Consider the following 18,913-nt stretch of genomic DNA (forward strand, 5'->3'; position numbering starts at 1 on the left):
TCGCAACGGCAAGCACACCTGATCCCGACCTTCCAGCCGATGACGGACGGCAGCTACCAGAGCGCGCGCCGAAGAACAGCACCGTGGCCCCGGTGGCGCCACAACGCAAGGCGCCGCCGGCCAAGGGCGTGGCGTTCAACAAGGCCGCGCAGCAGCCCGTGGCCGGCCGCATGCTGACCCAGCACCACCGGCCTACCGCCCCGCGCCGGCCTAGCCGGCAAGCCCGCCGGCGGACCTCTTCCGGTAAAACGTTCCGCAAGGGGCGCTGAGCCCTCCGGCGCCGCCGCGCCCGGCCCGCCCGCCGGGGCGGTGCTCTGGACGGCGGCCCGGGGCATCGGTTCCGGGCGGCTGATGGCATGGCCCTGTGCATGGTCCACGCCCATGGCGCGCAGCGCCTCCACGATGGCCGGCGTCTCGGCGAACTCGGCGATCGTTTGCTTGCCCATCACGTGGCCGATGTGGTTGACCATCTCCACCATCGCCCGGTTGGCCGGGTCCTCCAGCATGTCGCGCACCAGGGCGCCGTCGATCTTGAGATAGTCCACCGGCAGATGCCGCAGGTAGGTGAACGAAGACATGCCCGCGCCAAAGTCGTCCAGCGCGAAATGGCAGCCCTGCTGCTTGAGCTCGCGGATCAGGCGGATCGCGTTGGGCAGGTGGGCGATGGCCGCGGTCTCGGTCACCTCGAAGCACAGCTGGTTGGCCTGCACGCCGTAGCGGGCCATCTGGTCGCGCAGGTACTCCAGCAGGCTCTCGTCGCCCACGCTGGTGCCGGACAGGTTGATGGCGCACAGCGTGATGGGCCGCTCCTGCGGCTGCTGCCGGCGGCGCTCGGCCAGTGCGGCAAAGGTGTGCTCGACCACCCACCGGTCCAGGGCCTGTGCGAGGCCGAAGCGCTCTGCGGCTGGCACGAATTCGCCAGGGAAGATCGCCTGGCCGCCGTCCCCCTGCAGGCGCAGCAGCACCTCCACATGAATGCCGCCGTCGTTCGGCGCCCGCAGCGGGGCGATCTCCTGCATGTAGAGCTGGAAGCGGTCCTGCTCCAGCGCCTGGCGAATGCGCTGCACCCAGTGCATGTCGTCCAGGTGGCGCGACATGGCCGCGTCCTGTGGCTGGTAGACATAGACCGTGTTGCGCCCGCGCTCCTTGGCGCCGTAGCAGGCCATGTCGGCCACGCGCAGCACCTCCTGCAGGCTGGTGAGGTCGGCCGTCAGGTGCACCAGACCGATGCTCAGGCCCGTGCGCAGGGTGCGGGCACCCCAGGGCAACCGCAGCTCCTGCGCATGGTGGCGGATCTGCTCGGCGATCCGCTCGGCCACCTCCTGGGGGCAATCGTGCAGCAGCACACCGAACTCATCCCCGCCCAGCCGCGCCAGCGTGTCGCCCTCTCGCAGGCCGCGCTGCAGCATGCGGCAGACCTCGCGCAGCATCTCGTCGCCCGCGGGGTGGCCGCAGGTGTCATTGATCACCTTGAACTGGTCCAGATCGATGTACAGCAGCGCGCCCGCCACCTCGGAGGACCGCGGCCGCGCCAGCATCTGGCCCAGGCGCCGCTCGAACTCGCGCCGGTTCGCCAGGCCGGTGAGCGTGTCGTGGCTGGCCTGCCACGCAAGCTGCTCCAGATACTGCTGCTCGCGCGTCACGTCGTGCAGCACCAGCACGGCGCCGGCCAAATGGCCCTGGTTCATCAGCGGCGATCCCACCAAAGTGACGGGCACCGTGCTGCCGTCCGGCCGCACGATGCGGTGCGGGTGTTCGTCGTGCAGCCCGACGGTGCCGTGCAGCGCGCGCTCGAGCAGTTGGGTGATGCTGCTGCCGTGGGTGGCGGGTGGCTCGGCGCTGCCGGTGGCCTTGGCGCCGTCTGGGGGGCCCGTGTGCAGCAGTTGCGCCAGCGGCATCCCAAGGCTGTCCTGGCCGGCGCGGGCCAGCAGGCTTTCCGCGGCGGGGTTCATGTAGCGCACGTTGCCGTGCAGATCGGTGGTGACGATGCCGTCGCCGATGGCCGCCAGGGTGGTATGCGCCTGTTCGCGCTCGGCCTCCAGCGTGGCCTCGACCTGGCGGCGTTGCCCCATCAACTGGCGGGTGTGCGCCAGGGTCAGGGCGATCAGCGCCAGCACCGTGGCCACGTTCAGCCACAGGAGCCACCCCATGATGCGCCGTGAGCTGTCGCCCATCGCCGCGCTGAAGTCGGTGGCGGCCGGCGTGACGCCGACGTCGATCTCATCGACCTGACGCTGCCAGCGCTGCACCATGTCAGGCGTCACGCCCCCGGCCACATAGCCGGCACGGATCTCGCGCGACAGGGCGTCCAGCCGCTGCAGGTATTCGTCGCCCAGCATCCAGTGCCGGATGGGCTCGCGCAGGATGTCGTGGTCCCGGAACAGGTGGAGCATCCAGATCAGCCCCGTCACGTCGCTCGGGTGGTTGCCGCCGCGCAGGAACGCGTCGCGGGCGCCGGCCAGATCGGGCTCGGGGGCCTCGATGAGCAACCGTGCCTCCCGGTCGGCCAGGGGAATCTGCAAGGCCTGCTGGAACTGCTCGTACAAGCGCCCCTCGCCCGTGGCGACGTATTGGCCCAGGTGGTGGATGGCGTCCTTCTGGCCCTTGGTCCACTGGCTCTCGCCTGCGACGAACGCGCGCACGGTGGACAGCACGTACAGGCTGGCGGAGGCCACGACGGCCTGCAGGATCAGGATCGCAATGAAGGGCCCGGTGAGGCCGGACGTCCACGGGCGCCGACGGTTTCCTTGCAGGGGAGTCGGCGTGTCCATGCAGTCACCAGGAAGGAATGCCGATGTTCGGTGGCGGGCGGCGCCAGCCCTGCGGGAAGGCCATGCCCGGCGCCCCCATCGTGAGAGGGGCGCATCCGGCAGACGACGCAGTGAGGCAGGCCATGGCGAACTATATCGGCAGGGGCGCCAAAGTCCAAGGTGCCTTGCCGGTCAGTCCGGTGCATGCTGCTCGCCCGGTCAGGGCACGGGCTGCGGGATCAGGTCCTCGATGATGAGCCGGCGGTAATAGAAGGCGGCTTGCGCGCCGTGCGGCTCCAGCGCGGCCTGCAGGGTTTCCGCATCGTCGTCGTCGCCCACCTTGACCAGCAGGCCATGGTGCCCGGCCGCGGCCAGGTCGGAGATGCGGCGAACGATGGTGCCTTCCGCGCCCACCGAGGGCAGGGGGGTGTCGGCATTGCCCAGCGTGCGCACCACATGCTGCAGGATGGCGTCCGGCGTGGCGTGGGAGATGTCGGTGCGTTCGCCATCGGCCCCGAGGGCTTCGGCGGCATCGCGGGCGTGGGCCTCGTCGGGAAAGAGGGCGAAGACATGGCCGGTGGGGTAGAAGGTGCCGGCCGAGGACGTCATGTCCGGGTCGAGGACAAAGGGCTTCATGGGGTTCCTCTCGCTGTGGATTCAGCGGCCATTGGGCCCGGGCCCGGACGCCGGCGCTGTAGGGCGGGGCAAGGCCGCCGTGTGGGACGCGTCCCAGTCGGGCGTTGCCGGGCTGGCGCGGATCCGGCATCGAAACGGCCTGCAGCGCAATGAAATCGCCGGCATGCCGCTACTAAAAACGTAGCAATATGCCCGACTGATGGGCCAGCACCGCGGCCAGCGCGGCGCAGTGCACGGCCACGGTGAGCCAGTAGACCGCGCGGAACGATGCCTTGCTCGACTTGTGCCGCAGCCACTGCTGTGCCCACCACGCGGCCGGCCAGCCGCCCAGCACGGCGAGCAGATGCAGCCGCTGCTCGCTGGTGCGCCATCCCCCGCTGCGTGCGGCGTCCTTGTCGCTGGCATACACGGCGAAGGTCACCACGTTGACGGCCACCAGGGCCGCCAGCCATCCCATGGAGATTCGCTGCGTCCAGACGCCCCAGGCCACCAGCGCCAGCCACGCGACCATCCACGCATAGGCCACGCCATGGTTCGCGGAGCGGGCATCGCGCGAAGGAGGGCGCCGCCGGGCCGGTGGCGACGCAGCGGCGCGTGCCTGGGCGCCTCCGGCAGGTCCACGCTGGTGCGTTTGCCGGGGCGGTGCGCGGCCAGGATCAGTCCGGGCTGGCGGGGCCGATGCCGGGGACGGGGGGCGCGGCCCGCGTCGCGCCACCAGCTGAGGACCTCCACCCGCCTGAAACGGCCCGTGGGCGGCCCGCACGGCCATCGCCCGCGGCCCTTTTCCGCCCACGTGGATTTCCTCGTACACCACGGCCAGGCCGGGCCGCGGCTCCGACAGGCCCTGCAGGTCCCGCACATGAAAGAACACATCCACGCCCGTATCGCCGCTGCGCAGAAAGCCGAATCCGCGCGTGGCGTCCCAGCGCAGCACCGTGCCTTGCTTTTGCATCGCTCAGTCCAGCGTGTGTAGGGGGATGTCCTCTCCCGTGGCCAGCCCGTCGAGCGTGGCGCGCGTCTGCCCCTGCAAGAACGCTGCGATCGCGGCATGGGTGCCGGGCGCCCGGGGATCGGCCTCTGGCGGCAACCCTGCCGCCCGGGCCAGGCGCGCGAAGAAATGCGGCTCCAGGGCCGCCACCGCCACCCGCCCGTCGACGCAGGCATAGACGCGGTAGCCCGCATGCGCGCCGCCCACATCGCCATCCGGCAGGGTCAGGCCCCAGTCGCGCGGCTGGGCCAGCCACTCGGCGGCGTCCGACAGGGCCACGTCGATGCACGTGCCCTGGCCGGACGCGGCGCGCGCCAACTGCACCTGCAGCACGGCCTCGCTGGCCATGAGGGCGCCGCCCATGTCGGCATACAGCGTGGGCGGCAACGTGGTGCCGGTGACCAGCCCTGCATCGGCGAGATAGGTGAGATCGTGCCCCGGCTCTTCCGCGCGGCTGCCCGGCGCGCCCACGATGCGCACTATCGACAGCCGGGGGTAGCGCGCGTGCAGCGCGTCCCAGCCCAGCCCGAGCTTGGCCAGCGCCGACGGCCGAAACGAGGTGATGAGCACATCGGTGCGCGCCAGTTCCGCCTGCAGCACGGCCTGGCCCGCATCCGTCTTGAGGTGGGCGTGCACCACGCGGACCTGGGCATGCATCGCCGCGTAGGCGGGCGGGCTGTACATCGCCATCGGGTCCGCGCTGGAATGGCCGTCGGGCGGTGGCGGCTCCAGCTTCGTGCATTCGGCGCCCAGGCGCTGGCAGCGCAGCAGGGCGGCGGGGCCGGGCAGGTTCAGCGCCAGGCTCAGGAGCCGGACGCCACGCAGGGGCAGCAGGGAAGGTGCAGTCATGGGCGGAAGGCGAGGTGAATGGAAAGCGTGGAGCGGGGTGGAACAATGCATGGCTCGGGCCGGCCGTGGAACGTGGCGAACCGGCCGGAACTTCGGCCCACCGTGCCGCTCCGTCCCCGCGGTTATACAAAATCCCATTCCATCGTCCCTTTCGCATGCAACGCAGAACGTCCGTGGCCGTCCTGGCCGGCTTCGCCACCCTTCCAGGAGCTTTCCTCATGTCGCCCTTGTCCAGCGCTGCCACGGCCAACGCCCTGGAGCGGCTCAAGCCCTCGCCGCGCATGCCGGTGCTGTTCGTGGGCCACGGCAGTCCGATGAACGCCATCGAGGACAACGCCTGGCGCCGCGCCTGGCAGGCCATGGGCACCGAGTTGCGGACGCGCGGCACGCCGCCGCAGTTGATCCTGTGCATCTCGGCGCACTGGCTCACCCGGGGCGGGTGGCAGCTGACGGGCATGGCCGCTCCGCGCACCATTCACGATTTCGGCGGGTTTCCGCAGGCGCTGTTCGACCAGCAGTACCCCGCGCCGGGCGCACCGGCGGTCGCCGCGGGCCTGGCGGGCGAGTTGCGGTCGCCGGCCACGGGCCAGCCGCTGGGGGTGGATGCGGGCGAGTGGGGCCTGGACCATGGCACCTGGTCGGTGCTCAAGCCCATGTACCCGGCGGCGGACATCCCCGTGCTGCAGCTCAGCATGGACTACGGCCGCCCGCCGGCTGAGCACTATGCGCTGGGCCGGCAACTGCGCAGACTGCGCGAGCGCGGCGTGCTCATCGTGGGCAGTGGCAACATCGTGCACAACCTGCGCGTCACCCGGCGGGGCACGGCGCCCACCGAGGCATACGACTGGGCGGTGGAGTTCGACACCGTGGTGCAGAACCAGATCAAGCAGGGCGAGCTGGATGCGCTGCAGCACTTTCAGCGGCTGGGCCCGGTCGCGCAGCAGGCCCACCCCAGCCACGAGCACTACCTGCCGCTCCTGTATGCCGCCGCCGCGGCCGATGCGCGCGAAATGCCGCGCTTCTTCAACACGGGCTACCAGTCGGCCTCGATCTCGATGCGGTCGGTACTGTGGGGTTGATTGCTATATTATTTATAGCGATATGCCCTAGGAGATATTGTGCTGGTGGCCTGAAACACCCTTAATAAAAAACCGCCCGAAGGCGGTTTTTTATTGGCGGCCGGGGCAGGGGGTCACACCACCTTGGCGATCGACTGGCAGACGTAGTCGATGTTCTTGCTGTTGAGCGCGGCCACGCACATGCGGCCGGTGTCGGTGCCGTACACGCCGAACTCGCTGCGCAGTCGCACCATCTGGTCCTTGGACAGGCCGGAGTAGCTGAACATGCCGATCTGCTGCGTGATGAACGACATGTCCTGCTTCACGCCGGCCGCCTTCAGGCCGTCCACGAGCTTCTGGCGCATGGCCTTGATGCGCACGCGCATCTCGCCCAGTTCCTTTTCCCACAGCGCGCGCAGCTCGGGGTTACCCAGCACGGCCGCCACCACCGCGCCACCGTGGATGGGCGGGTTGGAGTAGTTGGTGCGGATGGCGATCTTGAGCTGGCTCAGCACGCGGCCGGCTTCTTCCTTGTCGGCGCACAGCACCGACAGGCCGCCCACGCGCTCGCCGTACAGGCTGAAGCTCTTGCTGAACGAGGTGGACACGAAGAAATTCAGGCCGGCGGCGACGAACTTGCCGATCACCGCACCGTCTTCGGCGATGCCGTGGCCGAAGCCCTGGTAGGCCATGTCCAGGAAGGGCGTCAGGCCCTTGGCCTTGACCACCGCGATCACCTGGTCCCACTGCTCGGGCGTGATGTCGTAGCCGGTGGGGTTGTGGCAGCAGGCATGCAGCACGACGATGGTGCCCGCCGCGGCCGCGTTCAGGCTGGCGAGCATGCCGTCGAAGTTGACGCCGCGCTTGGCCGCGTCGTAGTAGGCGTAGGTATCGACCGTGAAGCCGGCGTTGGTGAACAGCGCGCGGTGGTTTTCCCAGCTGGGGTCGGAAATCAGCACCTTCGCATCGGGGCTGACCTTCTTCAGGAAGTCGGCGCCGATCTTGAGGCCGCCCGTGCCGCCGATGGCCTGCACCGTGGCCACGCGGCCGGAGGTGACGGGCTCGCTGTCCGCGCCGAACACCAGGGCCTTGACCGCATTGTCATAGGCCACGATGCCGTCGATGGGCAGGTAGCCGCGGGCGGCGGGCTTTTCCATCATGGACTTTTCGGCGGCCTGGACACATTGCAGCAGGGGCAGCTTGCCGTTGTCGTCGAAATACACACCCACGCCCAGATTGACCTTGTGGGGGTTGGTGTCCGCGTTGTATTGCTCATTCAGACCCAGGATCGGGTCGCGGGGGGCCATTTCGACGGCGGTGAACAGAGACATTGAATAGTCCTTGGAGGTTGGAAAACTGACGTTGCGCCCCAAGCTGCGATAGGCTTTCGGGTCAACCGCCGATTTTAGCGGCCCATGCAAGCGAGTCGCCCCCACACCATGCACCCAGTCATCACCGAACCCGTGACCGGCCAGTTCGTCAGCTTCGCGGACTCGCCGTTCGAGCTGTACCAGCCCTATCCCCCCGCGGGCGACCAGCCCGAGGCCATCGAAAAGCTCGTGGAAGGGGTGAGGGACGGCGAGGTCTTCCAGACCCTGCTGGGGGTGACCGGCTCCGGCAAGACGTTCACCATGGCCAACGTGATCGCGCGGATGGGGCGTCCGGCCATCGTGTTCGCGCCCAACAAGACCCTGGCCGCCCAGCTCTACAGCGAGTTCCGCGAGTTCTTCCCGAAGAACGCCGTGGAATATTTCGTGAGCTATTACGACTATTACCAGCCCGAAGCCTATGTGCCGCAGCGCGATCTCTTCATCGAGAAGGATTCCGCGATCAACGAGCACATCGAGCAGATGCGCCTGTCGTGCACCAAGAGCCTGATGGAGCGGCGCGATGTGGTGATCGTCGCCACCGTGTCGGCGATCTACGGCATCGGCGAGCCCGAAAGCTACCACCGCATGGTGATGACACTGCGCGTGGGCGACAAGCTCAGCCAGCGCGACGTGATCGGGCAGTTGATCCGCATGCAGTACCAGCGCAACGAGCAGGACTTCAGCCGCGGCAAGTTCCGCGTGCGCGGCGACACCATCGACGTGTTTCCGGCCGAGCACTCCGAGCTGGCGATCCGCATCGAGTTGTTCGACGACGAGATCGAAAGCCTGCAGCTGTTCGACCCGCTCACCGGCCGCGTCAAGCAGAAGATCCCGCGCTTCACGGTGTACCCGAGCAGCCATTACGTGACCCCGCGCGACAAGGTGCTGACGGCGGTGGAGACCATCAAGCTCGAACTGGCCGAGCGCCTGGGGCAGTTCGTGTCCGAAGGCAAGCTGGTGGAAGCGCAGCGCCTGGAGCAGCGCACCCGGTTCGACCTGGAAATGCTCAGCGAAGTGGGGCACTGCAAGGGCATCGAGAACTACACCCGCCACCTGTCGGGCGCTGCGCCGGGCGATCCGCCCAGCACCCTCACGGACTACCTGCCCAGCGATGCGCTCATGTTCCTGGACGAGAGCCACCAGATGATCGGCCAGCTCAACGCCATGTACAGCGGAGACCGCTCGCGCAAGACCACGCTGGTCGAGTACGGCTTCCGGCTGCCGTCCGCACTGGACAACCGCCCGCTCAAGTTCGAGGAATTCGAGACGCGCATGCGCCAGGTGATCTTCGTGTCCGCCACGCCGGCCGATTACGAAAAGACCCATTCCGGCCAGGTGGTGGACCAGGTGGTACGCCCCACCGGGCTGATCGATCCCGAGGTCGAAGTGCGCCCCGCCATCCATCAGGTGGACGACGTGCTGCAGGAGATCCGCATCCGCGTGGACAAGGCCGAGCGCGTGCTCATCACCACGCTGACCAAGCGGATGGCCGAGCAGTTGACCGACTACCTGAGCGACAACGGCGTGAAGGTGCGCTACCTGCACTCGGACATCGACACGGTCGAGCGCGTGGAAATCATCCGCGACCTGCGATTGGGCGCCTTTGACGTGCTGGTGGGGATCAACCTGCTGCGCGAGGGGCTCGACATTCCCGAGGTCTCGCTGGTGGCGATCCTCGACGCCGACAAGGAAGGCTTCCTGCGGGCCGAGCGCAGCCTGATCCAGACGATCGGCCGCGCCGCGCGCAATCTGAACGGCAAGGCCATCCTGTACGCCGATCGGGTGACCGAGTCCATGAAAAAAGCCATCGGCGAAACGGAACGCCGGCGCATCAAGCAGATCGCACACAACGAGGAAAAGGGAATCACGCCCCGCAGCATCGTCAAGCAGGTGAGAGACCTGATCGATGGGGTGTACAGCGAGAAGGCTGGCAAGGACGCCGAACGGCTGGAGCAGGAATCGATGCGCCGTGCCCAGGTGGAAGACATGTCCGAAAAGGATGTGGCCCGGGAAATCAAGCGGCTGGAAAAGCTCATGCTGGAGCATGCCCGCAACCTGGAGTTCGAACAGGCCGCCCGTGTGCGGGACCAGTTGGGCCAATTGAAATCGCAGGCGTTCGGGGCCTCCGGGGGCGACCAAGTGGCGCTGTAACGGCCAAGTTGGCGACGGTTGGGGAGGAAAGGTGACTGATGGGTTTTGTTACCCGACAAAAACAATAGGGATTTGTGCTATACTTGGGTGAAACACTCAACAAAACAGCCCAACGATGAAGGGCTCCCAAAGTCTCTTCGCTTTCAGGCGAGAGGTGCACGGAGTTAGGGGCGGAGACGGTGCCTCAGGCGGCAATCATGTTGCCTCGGGGCGTTTCTATAACGGACAAGCCTGACGACAAGGAGCTTGCGATGCGTCTCACTACCAAAGGCCGTTTTGCGGTCACTGCCATGATCGATCTGGCCCTGCGCCAGAACAATGGCCCCGTCACTTTGGCGGCAATCAGCCAGCGGCAACAAATTTCACTCTCCTACCTGGAGCAGCTTTTCGGCAAGTTGCGCCGGCATGAATTGGTCGAATCCACCCGTGGCCCCGGCGGCGGCTACACGCTGGCCCGCAAGGCGGCGGACATCACCGTGGCGGACATCATCGTCTCGGTGGATGAGCCCATTGATGCCACCCAGTGCGGTGGCAAGGAAAATTGCCTGGGCGAAGCCGGCCGTTGCATGACGCATGAACTGTGGGCGTCGCTCAACCAGCGCATGGTCGAGTTTCTGGACTCGGTCACGCTTCAGAAGCTGGTGGACGACCAATTGGCCAAGGGCGTTCAGATCGAAGACAAGCCCGTTGTGCGCCGTGCCATCTCGACCACTCCGGTCGTGAAGCCGATTCGCGTCAATGCGCCCAACTCGGTTTTCGCGTTGGGCAACGTGTTCGCCAAGTCGTGAGTGGATGCCCGGCTTTGGCCGGGCAGTCGCATACGCCGGATTTTGACTTCTGACTCTCGCCAGCCAGACCCCTTACTGAGCCAGCCATGGACATGACCCCCCACTTTCCCATCTATCTCGACTACGGTGCCACCACGCCAGTGGACCCGAGGGTCGTGGATGCCATGATTCCATGGTTGCGCGAGCATTTCGGCAACCCGGCTTCACGGAGCCACGCCTGGGGTTGGGAGGCGGAAGAAGCCGTTGAAAAAGCCCGTGTGGAAGTTGCTCGCCTGATCAACGCGGATCCGCGTGAGATCGTCTGGACGAGCGGAGCCACGGAGTCCAACAACCTGGCCATCAAGGGTGCAGGGCAGTTCTACAAAGGCAAGGGCAAGCACCTGATCACGGTGAAGACCGAGCACAAGGCCGTGCTGGACACCATGCGCGAGATGGAGCGCCAAGGCTTCGAAGTCACCTACCTGGACGTGCAGGAAAACGGCCTGCTCGATTTCGAGGTGCTCAAGGCGGCCATTCGCCCAGACACCATCCTGTTGAGCGTCATGTTCGTGAACAACGAAATCGGGGTGATCCAGGACCTGCCGGCGATCGGTGCCCTGTGCCGTGAAAAGGGCATCATCTTCCACGTGGATGCTGCGCAAGCCACGGGCAAGGTGGACATCGATCTTTCGACGCTGCCTGTCGATCTGATGAGCCTGGCCTCCCACAAGACATATGGCCCCAAGGGCATTGGCGCGCTGTATGTGCGGCGCAAGCCCCGCGTGCGGCTGGAGGCGCAGATGCATGGCGGTGGGCATGAGCGCGGGATGCGTTCCGGCACATTGCCGACCCATCAGATCGTGGGCATGGGCGAGGCTTTCCGCATCGCCCGCGAAGAGATGGCGCAGGATCTGGCAAAAGCCAAGGCACTGCAAAAGCGCCTGCTCGATGGTTTGCACGACATCGAGCAGGTGTTCGTGAATGGCGACATGGAGCGCCGTGTGCCGCACAACCTGAACATCAGCTTCAACTACGTCGAAGGCGAGTCGCTGATCATGGGCATCAAGGGCCTGGCCGTGTCGTCGGGCTCTGCCTGCACTTCCGCCAGCCTGGAACCCAGCTACGTACTGCGCGCTCTGGGCCGCAGCGACGAACTGGCACACAGCAGCCTGCGCATGACGATCGGCCGCTTCACCACAGAAGAAGAGATCGACTACGCGGTATCCACCATCCGACACAACGTGGCCAAGCTGCGCGAGTTGAGCCCTTTGTGGGAAATGTACAAGGACGGCGTTGACATCAGCGCCATCCAGTGGGCCGCCCATTGATGGCGTTGGTCAGCAGATTCAAGAGGTAAACATCATGGCTTATTCAGACAAAGTGATCGACCATTACGAGAACCCCCGCAATGTGGGCTCGTTCGACAAGGGCGACGATTCGGTGGGCACCGGCATGGTGGGCGCACCGGCGTGCGGCGACGTGATGAAGCTGCAGATCAAGGTCAACCCCGAAACCGGTGTGATCGAAGATGCCCGCTTCAAGACGTATGGCTGCGGTTCGGCGATTGCATCATCGTCCCTGGTCACGGAATGGGTGAAAGGCAAGACGCTGGATGAGGCGGCTGCCCTCAAGAACGCGGAAATTGCGCAGGAACTGGCCTTGCCTCCGGTCAAGATCCATTGCTCCATCCTGGCGGAAGACGCGATCAAGGCGGCCGTGCAAGACTACAAGGCCAAGCACACCGCTATGGCCGCTGCCTGAACAGGGCGAGGTGACATGGCGATCACATTGACCGAAGCTGCGGCCCGACATGTGAGCCGCTATCTCTCCCGTCGCGGCAAGGGCTTCGGGGTTCGGCTGGGCGTGAAGACGACGGGTTGCTCCGGCTTGGCTTACAAGCTGGAATATGTGGACGAGCAGGGCCCGGAAGACATGGTGTTCGAAGACCATGGCGTGAAGGTGCTCATCGATCCCAAGAGCCTGGCCTACATCGATGGCACCCAGTTGGATTTCGTGCGCGAGGGGTTGAACGAAGGCTTCAAATTCAACAATCCCAACGAGCGCGACCGGTGTGGCTGCGGAGAGAGCTTCCGGGTTTGACCTTTCGATCCACGCTGGTTGCAGTGAACCGCCAACGCGTTCCGTGCTGGCGGTTTTTTTTCTTGACATGAACTTTCAATCCGACGACTTCGAACTCTTCGGCGTGCCACGCCAATTCGCGCAGGATCGCCCGGCCCTGGATGCCCGTTGGAAAGAGTTGCAGCGCGAAGCCCATCCTGATCGATTTGCCATGCATGGCCCCTCGGCGCAACGCCTGGCAATGCAATGGTCGGTGCGCATCAACGAGGCATACCAACGCATCAAGGACCCCCTCAAGCGCGCGGCCTATTTGTGCGAACTGGGCGGCGCGTCGATCCGGGCCGAAGACAACACGGCCATGCCCACTGATTTTCTGATGCAGCAGATGGAATGGCGCGAGGCGCTCGACGACGCGGCGGATCCTTCTTCGTTCGATGCGCTGGAGCAAGCCGTTCGAGACGCGCGCGCTACGGCCCTGCAGCGGTGCGAACAGCTTTTGGATGGGCAGCGCGACTACGCTGCCGCCGCGAACGAAGTCAGAGCCCTCATGTTCATTGCGCGATTTGCCGACGATATCGACCGCCGCAGAGACGCACTGGGACAATAGCGCCTGCCTTTATTGATTGATCGATCGAATGGATGCGGCAGCCAGTGCATGCCACCTCCCACCTAGAAAAAGACCCCATGGCGCTTTTGCAGATTTCAGAACCCGGCCAATCCCCCGATCCGCACCAGCGGCGCATTGCCGTGGGCATCGATTTGGGCACCACCCATTCCCTGGTGGCGGCTGTGCGCAACGGCGTGGCCGAGTGCCTCCCCGACAACCAGGGTCGTGTGTTGCTGCCGTCTGTCGTTCGCTACTTGGCAGAAGGCCGTCGCCAGATCGGCTACGAAGCGGTGGCAGCCCAGGCGCAGGACGCGGGCAATACCATTGCCTCAGCCAAGCGGTTCATGGGGCGCAGCCTGCAGGATATTGCCCATCCCGAAAAGCTCCCCTACGACTTTGTCGAAGCGCAGGATGAAGGCGGCGGTGGCATGGTCTCTCTGAAAACCGTGGACGGCGCCAAGTCGGCGGTGGAGGTCAGCGCGGAGATCCTGGCGACATTGCGCTTCCGTGCCGAAGATAGCTTTGACAACGAGATTTTCGGTGCGGTCATCACCGTCCCGGCTTATTTCGATGATGCGCAGCGCCAAGCTACCAAGGACGCAGCGCGGTTGGCGGGCTTGAATCTGCTGCGGCTCATCAACGAGCCGACTGCCGCCGCCATTGCGTACGGCCTCGACAATGCCAGCGAAGGCGTCTATGCGGTGTATGACCTCGGTGGGGGTACGTTCGATGTGTCGATCCTGCGGCTGACCCAGGGGGTGTTCGAAGTGATCGCCACGGGAGGCGACTCCGCTCTGGGTGGCGACGACTACGACGCGGCGCTGGCCGACTGGGTGCTTCAGCAGCAGGGCCTGGTGGCTGCCACCCCCCGAGACAAGGCCGCCGTTCGGTTGGCCGCCCGCGCATGCAAAGAGGCGCTCAGCGCTGCCGAGACTGCAGCCTTCGTTGCCGAGGTATCGGGCGCGAGCATTGACGTCGCCGTGCACCGGGCCGATCTGGAAGCGGCCACGGCGCCACTCACCCAGCGTTCAATTGCGGCGGCGCGCCGCACCCTTCGCGATGCGCAGTTGTCTCCCGAAGAGGTGCAAGGCGTGGTCATGGTGGGTGGCTCCACGCGCATGCCGCAAGTGCAGCGCGCAGTGCAAGCGTTCTTCGGAACGGAACCACTGAACAACCTGAATCCGGACGAGGTCGTTGCATTGGGTGCCGCCCTTCAGGCCAACCAGTTGGCGGGCAACAATCCATCGGGCGACATGCTGCTGCTGGACGTGATTCCTTTGTCGCTCGGCATCGAAACCATGGGCGGACTGGTCGAGCGCATCGTGTCTCGCAACGAAACCATTCCCACCGCCAAGGCGCAGGACTTCACCACGTACAAGGACGGCCAGACCGCCCTGGCCATTCATGTGGTGCAAGGCGAACGCGACTTGGTGGCGGATTGCCGGAGCTTGGCGCGGTTCGAGCTGCGCGGCATTCCACCGATGGCCGCAGGCGCGGCCAGGATCCGGGTCACGTTCACCGTCGATGCCGATGGCCTGCTCAACGTGAGCGCGAAAGAGCAGGGCAGTGGCATCGAAGCGCGCGTCGACGTCAAGCCTTCCTACGGCCTGTCGGACGACCACATTGCACGCATGCTGCAGGAAGGCTTTGCAACGGCCGCGCAGGACATGCGGGCGCGGTCGCTGGTCGAAGCGCGGGTGGATGCCGATCGCATGTTGATGGCCACCCGCAGTGCGCTGGATGCCGATGCCGATCTGCTCGAAAGCGACGAACGCGAAACCATTGAAGCACTGATGCTGGCCTTGCAGCAGGCGCGTGAACTGGACGACGCGGCAGCGATCGAGGCGGCGACCCAGGCCCTGGCTCACGGGACCGAGGCATTCGCGGCGCACCGCATGAATCGCGGAATCCAGCAGGCCCTTGGCGGCAAGAACGTGCAAACCCTTTAAACGACGATCCAGTCCCATGCCCGTCATCAAAATACTGCCCCATCCAGAGTACTGCCCTGCGGGCGCCGATATCACGGCGCCTTCCGGTACCTCGATCTGCGAAGCCTTGCTCGACAACGGCATCAAGATCGAGCATGCCTGCGACATGAGTTGTGCCTGCACGACCTGCCATGTGATCGTGCGTGCCGGGGGAGCGTCCCTCAATGAGGCCGAAGAGGAAGAAGAGGACCTGCTCGACCGCGCCTGGGGCCTGGAGCCACAGTCGCGTCTGAGTTGCCAGGCGATTCTTGCCCAGAGCGACGTGACGGTGGAGATCCCCAAGTACACCATCAACCACGCCAAGGAGAACCACTGATGTCGCGTCAGATCGTTCTGGACACGGAAACCACTGGTCTGTCGGCCGAAGGCGGCGACCGCATCATCGAACTGGGATGCGTGGAGTTGCTGAACCGCAAGCTCACCGGCAACAACCTGCACCTGTATTTCAATCCAGGGCGCGACAGCCATGAAGACGCGCTCAAGGTGCACGGCATCAGCAACGAATTCCTGCGGGACAAGCCGAAGTTTGCGGAGATGGCCGACGACATCCTGCAGTACCTGCAGGGTGCGGAAATCATCATCCACAACGCGGCCTTCGACGTGGGCTTCCTCAACAAGGAACTGGAACTGACGGGCCGCCCGGGCTTCAAGACGTACGTCGAGAGCGTGACCGACACGCTGGTGATGGCCAAGGAGATGTTTCCTGGCAAGCGCAATTCGCTGGATGCCCTGTGCGACCGGCTGGGCGTCGACAATTCCGGCCGCACGCTGCACGGCGCGCTGCTGGATGCGGAACTGCTGGCTGACGTCTACATCAACCTGACGCGCGGGCAGGACCCGTTGCTGATCTCTGACGAAGAGAGCGACACCAAATCCGGCATTCGTGTGGCGCCGATCGATCTGAGCGCGCTGGTCTTGCAGGTGCTCACCGCCAGCGAACAGGAACTGTCGTTGCACGAGGAGACGCTGGCCCATATCGACAAAGCCAGTGGTGGAAAAACAATTTGGCGAATTGAGTCTTCGGTCGAAAAAGCTGTGCAATAATCATGGGCTTGTCGCAAGACAACACGGGTGATTAGCTCAGCGGTAGAGCACTGCCTTCACACGGCAGGGGTCACATGTTCGATCCATGTATCACCCACCAGTGTTTTTTTGAATCAGAAGTGCGTTGTGCATGGCTGATTCAACGGGTGATTAGCTCAGCGGTAGAGCACTGCCTTCACACGGCAGGGGTCACATGTTCGATCCATGTATCACCCACCACATCAACCCCTGCAGGCTTTGTCTGCAGGGGTTTTTTGTTGCCTGCTTCGCGATGGATGGGGCCTCGCCGGATGCCCGCCACCAACGCGTTCGGCGCGCTGCGTTCGGCCACAATCGATGTTTTCGATTCCCGAGGCCGCCAGACGATGCTCACCTTTCACAATCCCCTGCACAACGCCCATGCCCCGGTGCATGAGTTCTTTCGCGGCGAACGGGTGCCGTGCTTCGAGAAGCCGGCGCGCCAGGATTATGTCGAGCAGCGTCTGAAAGAGTGTGGCCACGCGCTCCTGGCACCCAATGTCGACAGCACTGCCGTGTTGAAGCAAATTCATGCGGAGCGGTATCTGTCGTTCCTGCAGACCGCGTGGCAGCAGTGGCTGGCGCAAGACCCGGCGAATGCCGCTGTGCAGCCGTTTCCCTCCGTGTGGCCGGTTCGCACCTTGCGCTCGGACATCGAACCCGCGAATTTCACGGCGCGCTATGGTCTGTATTCCATGGACAACGGGACTCCGCTGGCCGAAGGCACCTGGGCCGCGGCCAAGGCGGGCGCGGACGCGGCTGCCAGTGCCGCGTCCGCGGTGGCCAGCGGTGCCGCTGGTGCATCGTTTTGCGTGACGCGGCCGCCCGGCCACCATGCGGGGCCGGACTTCATGGGAGGCTACTGTTTCCTCAACAATGCGGCCGTCGCAGCCCAGACGCTGCGCAACTCCGGCATGCCTCGCGTGGCGGTGCTGGATGTGGACTACCACCACGGCAATGGCACCCAAAGCATTTTTTACGAGCGTTCGGATGTGCTGTTCATCAGCATCCATGGCGACCCAATGACTGAATACCCTTTTTATCTGGGCCATGCGGACGAGACCGGCCACGGCGCCGGAGCAGGCTTCAACCTGAATCTTCCGCTGCCCGCCGGCACCGGGTTCGACGCATGGTTTGCCGCATTGGAAAAGGCCTGCGTGGCCATCCTGGCTTACGGGCCGCATGCGGTGGTGGTGTCCCTGGGCTTGGATACGTTCGAGGGGGATCCCATCTCGCGCTTCTCCTTGGCATCCCAGGACTTTTCTCGGATCGGGCAGCGCCTGGCACAACTGAACCTGCCGACCGTGTTCGTGCTGGAAGGCGGCTATGCCGCCGCAGAGCTGGGTCTCAACGCAGTGAACGTGATCGATGGGTTCGAAGCGCAAGGCAGGCAGTCATCATGACCGAGTCGGTGGATTGCGTCGTCGTTGGCGCGGGGGTGGTGGGCCTGGCCGTTGCGCGCGCCCTGGCCCTGCGGGGCCGCGAGGTGCTGGTGCTCGAAGCCGCCAATGCGATTGGCACGGGAACCAGCTCCCGCAACAGCGAAGTGGTGCATGCGGGGATCTACTACCCCCCAGGATCGCTCAAGGCCCGGCTGTGCGTGCAGGGCCGCGACATGCTCTACGCGTATTGCGAGGCAAGGGGCATCGCGCACCGGCGCTGCGGCAAGCTGATCGTTGCCACGTCGGACGAGCAGCGGGCATCGCTGGAAAGCATCCAGCAAAAGGCGCATGCCAATGGCGTCACCGATCTGCAATGGCTGACGCGGGAGCAGGCCCGGGCGTTGGAGCCCGCGCTGGAATGCGTGGCCGCATTGCTGTCGCCCAGCACCGGCATCGTGGACAGCCATGCCTTCATGCTCTCGCTCCAAGGCGATCTGGAGAACCAGGGTGGCATCGTGGCACTGAATTCGCCTCTGGCGCATGCAGTACTAGGGGGTGATGCTATCGTTTTGGAAGCGATCGACGGTACGCGCTTGGGTGCCCGCACGCTGGTGAATGCCGCAGGCCTGCAGGCGCCCGATCTGGCCAAGCGGTTCCATGGGCTCGATCCGCGCCATGTGCCAACGGCCCGGTACGCAAAGGGCAGTTACTTCACGCTGACGGGCGCATCGCCGTTTTCCCGCTTGATCTACCCCGTTCCCGAAGCGGCTGGCCTGGGCGTGCACCTGACACTGGACATGGGACACCAAGCCAAGTTCGGTCCCGACGTGGAGTGGGTGGGCTCGGCTGAGGACCTGTCGATCGATCCTGCGCGCGGCGAGGCGTTCTATGCGGAGGTTCGCCGGTACTGGCCCGGCCTGCGGGATGGCGCTCTGGTGCCTGGCTATGCAGGCATTCGGCCCAAGATCCACGGGCCGGGCGAGCCCGCAGCGGACTTTAGCATCCAAGGCCCTGAAACGCATGGCATGGGTGGGCTCATCCAGCTGTTCGGCATCGAGTCGCCAGGCCTTACCAGTGCGCTGGCGTTGGGCGAGCATGTCGCAGATCAAGTCTCCCGCTGACTTTCTCATCCAAGCGGCCATGGCCTACGGCCGTATGTAAAGCGTGTGACTAAGATGGGGCATCCGCCTACAGCCCGGCTGTATGGGGCGGATTACCTTTATTCC

16 protein-coding genes, 2 tRNA genes and 2 pseudogenes are annotated in these 18,913 nt (G+C 65.3%); 15 read left to right on the forward strand and 5 right to left on the reverse strand.

What is annotated here, in order from left to right; genetic code table 11:
- Positions 1 to 255, forward strand: a pseudogene (locus AC27IO_RS07075) (DUF3362 domain-containing protein); the annotation flags it as partial.
- A gap of 98 nt (positions 256 to 353) precedes the next feature.
- On the opposite strand, the pseudogene AC27IO_RS07080 reads toward AC27IO_RS07075, so the two are convergent.
- The 4 genes and pseudogenes from AC27IO_RS07080 to AC27IO_RS07095 all read right to left on the reverse strand — a co-directional run.
- Positions 354 to 2,771: pseudogene (locus tag AC27IO_RS07080) on the reverse strand (EAL domain-containing protein); the annotation flags it as partial.
- A gap of 198 nt (positions 2,772 to 2,969) precedes the next feature.
- The gene (locus tag AC27IO_RS07085) at positions 2,970 to 3,386 is read right to left on the reverse strand and encodes a hypothetical protein (protein ID WP_272569117.1); all 417 of its coding nucleotides are present in this window, start codon (positions 3,384 to 3,386) and stop codon (positions 2,970 to 2,972) included.
- 172 nt (positions 3,387 to 3,558) lie between these two features.
- Entirely contained in the window at positions 3,559 to 4,338 is a 780-nt protein-coding gene (locus tag AC27IO_RS07090; protein WP_498738098.1) for a DUF1294 domain-containing protein, read from the reverse strand.
- A gap of 3 nt (positions 4,339 to 4,341) precedes the next feature.
- Positions 4,342 to 5,223: a CoA transferase gene (locus AC27IO_RS07095; RefSeq protein ID WP_498738100.1), complete on the reverse strand. Its 882-nt coding sequence runs from the start codon at positions 5,221 to 5,223 to the stop codon at positions 4,342 to 4,344.
- A gap of 218 nt (positions 5,224 to 5,441) precedes the next feature.
- Here AC27IO_RS07095 and ygiD point away from each other — a divergent pair, with 218 nt between their 5' ends.
- Positions 5,442 to 6,302, forward strand: a complete 861-nt coding sequence (ygiD, locus tag AC27IO_RS07100; RefSeq protein WP_498738102.1) for a 4,5-DOPA-extradiol-dioxygenase — start codon at positions 5,442 to 5,444, stop codon at positions 6,300 to 6,302.
- A gap of 113 nt (positions 6,303 to 6,415) precedes the next feature.
- Here the strand turns inward: ygiD and AC27IO_RS07105 are convergent, their stop codons facing one another.
- Positions 6,416 to 7,612 carry an amino acid aminotransferase gene (locus AC27IO_RS07105; RefSeq protein WP_498738105.1) on the reverse strand — a complete coding sequence of 399 codons (1,197 nt, stop codon included), beginning with the start codon at positions 7,610 to 7,612 and terminating at the stop codon, positions 6,416 to 6,418.
- 108 nt (positions 7,613 to 7,720) lie between these two features.
- On the opposite strand from AC27IO_RS07105, the gene uvrB reads away from it, so the two are divergent.
- The 13 genes from uvrB (at position 7,721) to AC27IO_RS07170 (ending at position 18,808) form a co-directional block, all read left to right on the forward strand.
- Complete coding sequence (gene uvrB, locus AC27IO_RS07110; protein WP_498738107.1) at positions 7,721 to 9,802, forward strand: excinuclease ABC subunit UvrB; 2,082 nt, start codon at positions 7,721 to 7,723, stop codon at positions 9,800 to 9,802.
- A gap of 251 nt (positions 9,803 to 10,053) precedes the next feature.
- Positions 10,054 to 10,590: a Fe-S cluster assembly transcriptional regulator IscR gene (iscR, locus tag AC27IO_RS07115; protein WP_092739258.1), complete on the forward strand. Its 537-nt coding sequence runs from the start codon at positions 10,054 to 10,056 to the stop codon at positions 10,588 to 10,590.
- Between the two features lie 86 nt (positions 10,591 to 10,676).
- Positions 10,677 to 11,897, forward strand: coding sequence for an IscS subfamily cysteine desulfurase (locus AC27IO_RS07120; RefSeq protein WP_284404008.1), 1,221 nt, complete (start codon positions 10,677 to 10,679; stop codon positions 11,895 to 11,897).
- Between the two features lie 34 nt (positions 11,898 to 11,931).
- Positions 11,932 to 12,330, forward strand: coding sequence for a Fe-S cluster assembly scaffold IscU (gene iscU / locus AC27IO_RS07125; protein WP_272553075.1), 399 nt, complete (start codon positions 11,932 to 11,934; stop codon positions 12,328 to 12,330).
- A 15-nt stretch (positions 12,331 to 12,345) separates the two neighbouring features.
- On the forward strand, positions 12,346 to 12,669 hold the full coding sequence (iscA, locus tag AC27IO_RS07130; protein WP_498738110.1) for an iron-sulfur cluster assembly protein IscA: 324 nt from the start codon (positions 12,346 to 12,348) through the stop codon (positions 12,667 to 12,669).
- A gap of 67 nt (positions 12,670 to 12,736) precedes the next feature.
- Positions 12,737 to 13,255, forward strand: a complete 519-nt coding sequence (gene hscB, locus AC27IO_RS07135) for a Fe-S protein assembly co-chaperone HscB (protein WP_498738130.1) — start codon at positions 12,737 to 12,739, stop codon at positions 13,253 to 13,255.
- A 77-nt stretch (positions 13,256 to 13,332) separates the two neighbouring features.
- On the forward strand, positions 13,333 to 15,204 hold the full coding sequence (hscA, locus tag AC27IO_RS07140) for a Fe-S protein assembly chaperone HscA (RefSeq protein WP_498738112.1): 1,872 nt from the start codon (positions 13,333 to 13,335) through the stop codon (positions 15,202 to 15,204).
- 16 nt (positions 15,205 to 15,220) lie between these two features.
- Positions 15,221 to 15,559: an ISC system 2Fe-2S type ferredoxin gene (gene fdx, locus AC27IO_RS07145; RefSeq protein WP_272569129.1), complete on the forward strand. Its 339-nt coding sequence runs from the start codon at positions 15,221 to 15,223 to the stop codon at positions 15,557 to 15,559.
- Positions 15,559 to 16,287, forward strand: coding sequence for a DNA polymerase III subunit epsilon (gene dnaQ, locus AC27IO_RS07150; RefSeq protein ID WP_272569130.1), 729 nt, complete (start codon positions 15,559 to 15,561; stop codon positions 16,285 to 16,287). The genes fdx and dnaQ overlap by 1 nt, the downstream gene beginning before the upstream one ends.
- A 25-nt stretch (positions 16,288 to 16,312) precedes the next feature.
- Positions 16,313 to 16,387 (forward strand) — tRNA-Val (locus tag AC27IO_RS07155).
- A gap of 44 nt (positions 16,388 to 16,431) precedes the next feature.
- Positions 16,432 to 16,506 (forward strand) — tRNA-Val (locus AC27IO_RS07160).
- Between the two features lie 146 nt (positions 16,507 to 16,652).
- The gene (locus AC27IO_RS07165) at positions 16,653 to 17,708 is read left to right on the forward strand and encodes a histone deacetylase family protein (protein WP_498738132.1); all 1,056 of its coding nucleotides are present in this window, start codon (positions 16,653 to 16,655) and stop codon (positions 17,706 to 17,708) included.
- Positions 17,705 to 18,808 (forward strand): NAD(P)/FAD-dependent oxidoreductase, encoded by a 1,104-nt coding sequence (locus AC27IO_RS07170; protein WP_498738115.1) that lies wholly within the window; start codon positions 17,705 to 17,707, stop codon positions 18,806 to 18,808. The genes AC27IO_RS07165 and AC27IO_RS07170 overlap by 4 nt, the downstream gene beginning before the upstream one ends.
- Positions 18,809 to 18,913: the final 105 nt, after the last annotated feature.

This window comes from Acidovorax sp. KNOB132, assembly GCF_057541515.1.

Coding starts and splice junctions, on each gene's coding strand:
- ygiD (WP_498738102.1), top strand. CDS start 5,442: ATGTCGCCCTTGTCCAGCGCTGCCACGGCCAACGCCCTGGAGCGGCTC.
- iscA (WP_498738110.1), top strand. CDS start 12,346: ATGGCGATCACATTGACCGAAGCTGCGGCCCGACATGTGAGCCGCTAT.
- AC27IO_RS07105 (WP_498738105.1), bottom strand. CDS start 7,612: ATGTCTCTGTTCACCGCCGTCGAAATGGCCCCCCGCGACCCGATCCTG.
- AC27IO_RS07120 (WP_284404008.1), top strand. CDS start 10,677: ATGGACATGACCCCCCACTTTCCCATCTATCTCGACTACGGTGCCACC.
- AC27IO_RS07170 (WP_498738115.1), top strand. CDS start 17,705: ATGACCGAGTCGGTGGATTGCGTCGTCGTTGGCGCGGGGGTGGTGGGC.
- hscB (WP_498738130.1), top strand. CDS start 12,737: ATGAACTTTCAATCCGACGACTTCGAACTCTTCGGCGTGCCACGCCAA.
- hscA (WP_498738112.1), top strand. CDS start 13,333: ATGGCGCTTTTGCAGATTTCAGAACCCGGCCAATCCCCCGATCCGCAC.
- AC27IO_RS07090 (WP_498738098.1), bottom strand. CDS start 4,338: ATGCAAAAGCAAGGCACGGTGCTGCGCTGGGACGCCACGCGCGGATTC.
- dnaQ (WP_272569130.1), top strand. CDS start 15,559: ATGTCGCGTCAGATCGTTCTGGACACGGAAACCACTGGTCTGTCGGCC.
- AC27IO_RS07085 (WP_272569117.1), bottom strand. CDS start 3,386: ATGAAGCCCTTTGTCCTCGACCCGGACATGACGTCCTCGGCCGGCACC.
- fdx (WP_272569129.1), top strand. CDS start 15,221: ATGCCCGTCATCAAAATACTGCCCCATCCAGAGTACTGCCCTGCGGGC.
- AC27IO_RS07165 (WP_498738132.1), top strand. CDS start 16,653: ATGCTCACCTTTCACAATCCCCTGCACAACGCCCATGCCCCGGTGCAT.
- AC27IO_RS07095 (WP_498738100.1), bottom strand. CDS start 5,223: ATGACTGCACCTTCCCTGCTGCCCCTGCGTGGCGTCCGGCTCCTGAGC.
- iscR (WP_092739258.1), top strand. CDS start 10,054: ATGCGTCTCACTACCAAAGGCCGTTTTGCGGTCACTGCCATGATCGAT.
- iscU (WP_272553075.1), top strand. CDS start 11,932: ATGGCTTATTCAGACAAAGTGATCGACCATTACGAGAACCCCCGCAAT.
- uvrB (WP_498738107.1), top strand. CDS start 7,721: ATGCACCCAGTCATCACCGAACCCGTGACCGGCCAGTTCGTCAGCTTC.